This window comes from Candidatus Hydrogenedentota bacterium (assembly GCA_019695095.1).
GTDB lineage: Bacteria > Hydrogenedentota > Hydrogenedentia > Hydrogenedentales > SLHB01 > JAIBAQ01.
Map to the genome: position 1 here is coordinate 1 of JAIBAQ010000398.1, position 2,636 is coordinate 2,636.

2 protein-coding genes are annotated in these 2,636 nt (G+C 59.7%); one reads left to right on the top strand and one right to left on the bottom strand.

Annotated features, from left to right (window positions below; genetic code table 11):
* On the bottom strand, positions 1-1,031 hold a 1,031-nt coding region (locus tag K1Y02_26835; protein MBX7260000.1), incomplete at its 3' end, for a GntR family transcriptional regulator.
* Positions 1,032-1,264: 233 nt separating this feature from the next.
* Between K1Y02_26835 and K1Y02_26840 the strand changes: the two genes are divergently transcribed.
* A complete protein-coding gene (locus tag K1Y02_26840; GenBank protein MBX7260001.1) occupies positions 1,265-2,413 on the top strand; it encodes an amidohydrolase family protein in 1,149 nt (382 codons plus the stop codon).
* The last annotated feature ends 223 nt before the right edge of the window (positions 2,414-2,636 follow it).

Here is a 2,636-nt window from a genome sequence, read left to right on the forward strand (position 1 = left end):
GTGCGGGCAGGCTGGTTGACCCGTTCCATGAGGAGTTCGGCGCAGAGGCGGCCCATTTCGCCGCCGGCTTGGGCTGCCGTGATGATGGGTACGTCCAATGCCGCCGCAAGCTCGTTGTCGTCGATCGTGGCGACCTCAACGTCTTGCGGGATGCGGTAGCCGAGTTCGGAAAGTTGGTCGACGAGCTTGGCGGCGCAGCCGTCGTTGACGCAGAAGAACGCGGTGGGCCGGGTCCGGTTGGCCATAATCCGGTTCATGACTTCGGCAATGGCGGACTGATTCGAAGTAAATACCCCGACGAGCTGATCGTTGAATTCGAGGCCCGCCTCGCGCAGCGCGCGTTTGTACCCGTTGATGCGGTCGTCGACCGCGGTGTTATCGAGTTCGGCGGTAACGACCCCGATGTTCTTATGACCGCGCTCAACGAGGGACTTGGTAAGCCGGTAACCGACATCGGCATTGTCGGTGCCGACGAAATCGGTTTCCAGATCGGGGACATAGCGGTCGATCAACACAAGGGGAAAGGACGACCGTTGGAAACGCCGCAGCAAATCCAGGGTGGGTGGCGTCATGTGCTGCAACCAGAGGGCCAGTCCCGCGATGCCGCTGTTGCGGATGTCGGCCAGAAATTCGTATTCCGCCTCATTGCTGAACCGCATGAAATAGACCATGGTTTGAAAGCCGCGGTCAGCAGCGTGGCGAATGAAGTTCTGCACGACGTTTCGCGTGTAGTGGCACTCCAATTCCGGGCACGCAATAGCAAAGGCTTTCCATCCGCTGACCAGCAACAGCTTCTGCCGCTGAGCGGGTGGCGCAACGAACGAACCGCGGCCCGGCGTGCGTGTGATGTACCCTTCCATTTCCAGGTCGCGCAAGGCCTGGCGCGTAGGATTGCGACTCACCGCATACTGGCGCGCCAGCTCAAGTTCAGAGGGAACGCGCGCGCCAACGGGAAGTTCGCCGCTTTCAATCTGATTCTTGAGTTCGCGCTTAATGTACGCGTAAATGGGAATATCGGGATCGATGTTCATAGTAGCCTCTTACCCCAGTGCCGAGAAGGGAATTGCCGCTGTCCGTATAGCGACTAACATTATGGGTAATCACATTCCTAGAACGCAAGCCTTTTCTGCATATAACCGTTTCAAAACAAGCGTTTTAGTCACGTGGACGTGTTTGATGCTATGCTCTCTCCAAATCGAAAAGCGATGTCCGCGAACGGCCCGAAAAGAAATCGCGCCGGGCGCTATCACAACGGGGAAATGAAATGAGTCTGCACCGTGTGCGGGGGAAGATTTTGGGCGATCGAAGGCCTTCGGACGTTTCCATTGAGCGGGGGCGCATTGTCTCCATTCGACCGGCCGGACGCGGGGACGCCGACCTGGGATCGGATACGGCGGTCATTGTGCCGCCGCTGTTCGACATCCAAGTCAATGGCTACGGCGGCGTCGACCTCCAGGATTCCACTCTGACCGCGGATAAGGTGTTGCGCTTGAATTCGTTGCTGGCCCAAACGGGCGTCGGGCATTGGGTACCTACACTCGTCACGGGGCCGCAAGAAGGTATCGAACATGGGTGCCGGGTGCTTGCGGAGGCCATGCGGAATCCGGCGCTCAAGGGGGCCATCCCGGGCATCCACATCGAAGGACCCTACATCTCGCCGGAGGACGGTCCGCGCGGCGCACACCGGCGCGAACACGTCCGCCCGCCCAGCTTGCGCGAGTTCGACCGGTGGATGAAAGCGGCGGATGGCAAGATCCTCTACATTACGATGTCGCCGGAATGGAAAGGCGCGGCGACCTTCATCAAGGGTGTGGCCAGCCGGGGCGTTGTCGTCTCTATCGGCCATCACAACGCGACTCCCGCGCAGATTGCGTGCGCCGTGGACGCCGGGGCCACCTTGTGCACGCACCTCGGGAACGGGATGGCTTCCCAGATGCACCGCCATCACAATCCGCTGTGGCCGCAACTTGCCGATGACCGCCTCAGCGCGTCGCTTATCGCCGATATGGAGCACCTGCCGGCAGAAATTCTGAAGACGTTTGTGCGCGTCAAAGGACCGGAACGCATCGTGCTCACATCCGACGTCGTCCACTTGGGAGGCATGAAACCGGGGCACTACGCCTTTGCCGGTAAAGAGGTCGAATTGAAGCCTTCCGGCCGGATATGTCTCAGCGGAACCGACCTGCTTGCGGGCAGTTCGTTGATGCTGCTTCAAGGTGTGTTGAACGCGGTGAAGCACGCGGAACTCACGCTGGAGCAGGCTTGCGCATGCGCCACCACGGTTCCGGCACGGCTGCTCCAAACCTCCTTACGCTTCCCCCTGCCCAAGCCCGGCGCGAAAGCGCGCTTCACCGTATTCGAGACGGACAGCAAGACCGGGCGCGTGAAAAAGATCTCCACGGTGGGATTCTAAACGAGCGCAGCGGAATTCGGGGACTGACGCAAGCGAAGCGAGCGCAGATGGGTCTGTCCCCAATTCCGCCAAAATGTGTCGCAGGCATCTTGCCTGCGCCCCCACTACAACGCTTGAACAGGGACCGGGCATTGACTACGAATGCTATCGACAAGGATATCCAGGATGCCCAGGATGGACACATGCGAATATGAAGCAAAGAAGTGAATCAACCACAGATTGC